Origin of the sequence: Chitinophaga sp., assembly GCF_035538455.1 — a bacterium.
Classification (GTDB): domain Bacteria; phylum Bacteroidota; class Bacteroidia; order Chitinophagales; family Chitinophagaceae; genus Chitinophaga.
In genome coordinates this window covers 1-4,401 of sequence record NZ_DATLKJ010000053.1, presented here as the reverse complement: position 1 = coordinate 4,401, position 4,401 = coordinate 1, and the positions used below count along the sequence as shown (strand labels likewise).

The 4,401-nt window shown below is 44.8% G+C and carries 5 protein-coding genes; all 5 read left to right on the top strand.

Going from position 1 to position 4,401, the window contains the following annotated elements:
* Positions 1 to 240: 240 nt before the first annotated feature.
* Entirely contained in the window at positions 241 to 1,113 is an 873-nt protein-coding gene (gene rfbA, locus VM802_RS06850) for a glucose-1-phosphate thymidylyltransferase RfbA (RefSeq protein ID WP_325529076.1), read from the top strand.
* A 31-nt stretch (positions 1,114 to 1,144) separates the two neighbouring features.
* Positions 1,145 to 2,173: a UDP-glucose 4-epimerase GalE gene (gene galE / locus VM802_RS06845; RefSeq protein ID WP_325529075.1), complete on the top strand. Its 1,029-nt coding sequence runs from the start codon at positions 1,145 to 1,147 to the stop codon at positions 2,171 to 2,173.
* A 46-nt stretch (positions 2,174 to 2,219) separates the two neighbouring features.
* Positions 2,220 to 3,185 (top strand): transketolase family protein, encoded by a 966-nt coding sequence (locus tag VM802_RS06840; protein WP_325529074.1) that lies wholly within the window; start codon positions 2,220 to 2,222, stop codon positions 3,183 to 3,185.
* Positions 3,186 to 3,489: 304 nt separating this feature from the next.
* Entirely contained in the window at positions 3,490 to 4,041 is a 552-nt protein-coding gene (locus tag VM802_RS06835; protein WP_325529073.1) for an RNA polymerase sigma factor, read from the top strand.
* 106 nt (positions 4,042 to 4,147) lie between these two features.
* A partial coding sequence (locus VM802_RS06830; protein WP_325529072.1) for a hypothetical protein occupies positions 4,148 to 4,401 on the top strand: 254 nt, incomplete at its 3' end.

Here is a 4,401-nt window from a genome sequence, read left to right as displayed (position 1 = left end):
GGCATTAGCACATAATCTGCGTAAAAAGGCAGCTTAAAATGACTGAAGAATATTGATTTTTTAAGATTTTATCTCAAATTGATAAAATATATCGACAAAAAAGAAGAGGCTGCATCATTTATTTATGATACAGCCTCTTTTTTTTGTAAAAAAGCTGCGGGATGTGGATCAGAGCAGTTATTTTTGTACGATTTTTATGGTGTGAAGCAATTGATGTCCATTAAAAAACTATTCTCATAAATGAAAGGAATTATTCTCGCCGGCGGATCTGGCACCCGATTACACCCCATCACCTACGCGATCAGCAAACAAATTATGCCGGTGTATGACAAACCAATGATCTATTATCCATTGTCCACACTGATGCTGGCAGGGATAAAAGACATACTGATCATCTCAACGCCGCACGATTTGCCCTCCTTTCAACGCCTCTTTGGTAATGGTAACCAATTCGGCATTCATATCAGCTATGCAGAGCAACCACTGCCCAATGGGCTGGCACAAGCTTTTGTAATTGGCGAAGAATTTATCGGCAAAGACAACGTGGCGCTCGTACTGGGGGACAACATCTTTTACGGTGCAGGCCTCGGCACACAGCTGGCGGGTAATGCTGCGCCTGATGGCGGTATCGTATATGCATACCAGGTATCAGACCCGGAAAGATATGGCGTGGTGGAGTTTGCAGACAACATGACGGTATTATCTATAGAGGAAAAACCTGCGAAACCTAAGTCAAACTTTGCTGTACCCGGACTCTATTTTTATGACAACAGCGTTGTGGAGATAGCTAAAAACCTGCAGCCAAGTGCCCGCGGGGAATACGAAATTACTGATGTAAACAAAGAATATCTGCGCCGCGGAAAATTAAAAGTTTCTATCTTACCGCGCGGAACTGCATGGCTGGATACTGGTACCTTCGATTCGTTGATGCAGGCATCTCAGTTTGTGCAAGTGATAGAACAGCGCCAGGGTATTAAGATTGCCTGCATTGAGGAAATAGCCTACCGTAAAGGTTTTATCAGTGCCGGTCAGTTGCAGGAACTGGCGAAACCTTTGCTGAAAAGCGGTTATGGACAGTATCTTGAAAAAGTGCTGGAACAAAAATTGATCTGACATCTCATAAAATCATAAATATCAAATTATTATGAAGGTTCTTGTAACTGGTGGTTGTGGCTATATCGGCGCCCATACTATTGTAGATCTAATAAATCATGGATTTGATGTAGTATCTGTAGACAGCAACATAAGAAGCACCACACAACTGCTGGATGGTGTGGAAAAAATTACCGGGAAAAGGGTTCGCAACTACAAAGTAGATCTCTGCAACCTGGAAGATACCCATGCCGTTTTTCACGAAAACAGGGACATCATAGGCGTCATTCATTTCGCTGCCCTGAAAACAGTACCCGAATCCGTTGCTGATCCACTGTTATATTTCCATAATAACCTGACTTCACTTATTAATGTACTGAAGTGCATAAAGGAATTCAACATTCCTAACCTGGTATTCTCGTCTTCCTGCTCCGTGTACGGCAATACTGATGCCTTGCCAGTAGTGGAAGAAACACCACTTGGCGAAGCGCAATCCCCTTATGCCCGCACCAAACAGATGGGTGAACAGATCATTGAAGACTACAGTCGTGTGAATGACACACAGTCTATATTACTGCGTTATTTCAACCCGGTAGGTGCACATCCTTCTGCGCTTATCGGTGAACTCCCGCTGGGCAAACCGGATAACCTCGTGCCAGTAATCACACAGACCGCCATCGGTAAGATCCCCAAAATGACCGTATTTGGCTCTGATTATGATACCCGCGACGGTTCCTGCGTACGTGACTATATCCATGTTACAGATATCGCCAACGCACATACGAAAGCGTTACAGTACCTTATTGACCATCGCAATGCCAGCAACTGCGAGATATTCAACCTCGGCACCGGTAACGGCGTAACAGTACTGGAAGCTATCAAAGCTTTTGAAAAAATATCGGGCGTAAAACTTAACTATATACTCGGTCCCCGTCGTCCGGGTGATGTGATCTCTATCTATGCCAATAACTCCCGGGCTAAGGAAAAACTGGGCTGGCAGCCTGAAATAGGTATAGAAGATTGCATGCGTACTGCATGGCAATGGGAAGTAAGCCTGCGCGATAAAGTGCTGAGCAACTAATCATCACAAATGATTACTTTTACGCTTCAATTTTAAAAAAACCGCAATGGTAAAAGATATTCAACCGCTGAACGAAAAAGAAACCCGCGCCGGATTTGGTGAAGGTATACTGGAAGCCGGACGCAAAAATCCCAATGTGGTGGCGCTTACCGCCGACCTGCTTGGCTCTATGAAGCTGAACGCATTTATTAAGGAATTTCCTGACCGCTTTGTACAGGTAGGTATCGCTGAAGCCAACATGATGGGTATTGCAGCAGGCATGACCCTGGGTGGCAAGATCCCTTATACCACTACATTTGCCAATTTCTCTACCGGCAGGGTATATGACCAGATCCGCCAGTCTATTGCTTATTCCAATAAAAACGTAAAAATATGCGCTTCTCACGCAGGGCTCACCCTCGGTGAAGATGGCGCTACTCACCAGATACTGGAAGATATAGGCATGATGAAAATGCTGCCTGGTATGACCGTTATCGTTCCTTGCGATTTCAATCAGACCAAAGCAGCTACTATTGCGATTGCAGACTATGAAGGCCCGGTATATCTCCGCTTTGGCCGTCCCAAATGGCCAAACTTCACACCGGAAGATCAAAAGTTTGAAATCGGCAAGGCACAGATCCTGCATGAAGGAACTGATATTACCCTCTTCGCCTGCGGCCACCTGGTATGGATCGCAATTGAGGCTGGTAAGGTACTGGAAGAAAAAGGTTACAGCGTTGAGATCATCAACATACATACAATCAAGCCACTGGACGAAGCTGCCGTTATCAAGTCCCTTTCCAAAACAGGTTGCGCAGTTACAGCTGAAGAACACAACGTGCTCGGTGGTCTGGGCGACAGCATCGCACAGGTAGCAGCCCGTAACATCCCCGTTCCGATCGAATATGTTGGTACCAACGATACATTCGGCGAAAGTGGCAAACCCGTGGAGCTGCTCACCAAATACGGCCTCGATGCCAATCACATCGTAGCTGCCGCTGAGAAAGCCATCTCCCGCAAAAAGGGACTGTGATTTTTTTGATTAGTGTGATGCTGGTGATAGCGAAGATAAAAGCGTATGGCCCGTTTAGATTAACTCTAAACGGGCCATACGCTTTTATCGCTACTATTGTAATCTCCGACAATCTTCGCTATCACCAGCATCACACTAATCAAAAAAATCACAGTTCAGACAATTTACACGCTTTTATCTTCGCTCATCAGCAAATCCGCATAATCAAAAAAAAATCACAGTTAAACCTTCGAACACTATTCCCGTCTTATCAGAGGTTTTAGTTAACTTGATTCAATAAAACCTGTTCAGAACCATTTAACCTATGGCCGTTATACAGGATGATAAGGCACTCTTGACATTATACCGTTCGCCTGCTACCCGGGAAAAAGGATTTACCCTTATAGTCCAGAAGTACCAGGAACGGCTATACTGGCATGTTCGCAGGCTGGTGATAGCACATGAGGACGCCAATGACGTATTGCAGAATATATTCATAAAAGTGTGGAAAAACCTGGAAGGATTCCGGGAAGACGCACAGTTATACACCTGGCTGTATAAAATTGCCACCAACGAAAGTCTTACGTTCCTGGAACAACAGAAACGCAAGGTTTCCGTCTCCCTGTCTGATGTGGAAACAGGGCTGAGCAATAAGCTCCGGGCAGATCCGCAGTTTGATCCGAATAAGCTGGAATGGAAACTTCAAACAGCTATACTTCAGCTACCGGAAAAGCAGCGTATTGTATTCAGTCTGCGGTATTATGATGAAATGCCCTATGAAGAAATGAGCAGAGTGTTGGAAACGTCGGAAGGTGCGCTGAAAGCCTCTTATCACCATGCCGTAAAGAAGATTGAGGAGTTTATCAAAAACGGCTGACATGGCACATATCTGATATACATTTTAAGTCATCTTTAAATATTTTTATCAAAAGATTAAAATCTCATTAAACTATTAAAATAAAGGGCTGTCTAAAAAGCAGTATATGAAAAAGCAACAGGACATATTAGATGAGTTAATGCAGATCGCTCCGGACGCCAAATGGCCAGCTGATGTACCTTTCGAGGCGCCGGCGGGTTACTTTGAGCAGCTGCCCGAAGCCATATTGCAGCAAGTCCGTTTGCATACTCAGCATACTGTCACTCCAGCCCAAGCCAACACCGTACAGGAAGAACTGGAAGTGATCTCACCGCTGCTGGCCTCCATTCCCCGCCAGCAACCATTTTCATTACCTGATCA

Coding starts and splice junctions, on each gene's coding strand:
- rfbA (WP_325529076.1), top strand. CDS start 241: ATGAAAGGAATTATTCTCGCCGGCGGATCTGGCACCCGATTACACCCC.
- galE (WP_325529075.1), top strand. CDS start 1,145: ATGAAGGTTCTTGTAACTGGTGGTTGTGGCTATATCGGCGCCCATACT.
- VM802_RS06840 (WP_325529074.1), top strand. CDS start 2,220: ATGGTAAAAGATATTCAACCGCTGAACGAAAAAGAAACCCGCGCCGGA.
- VM802_RS06835 (WP_325529073.1), top strand. CDS start 3,490: ATGGCCGTTATACAGGATGATAAGGCACTCTTGACATTATACCGTTCG.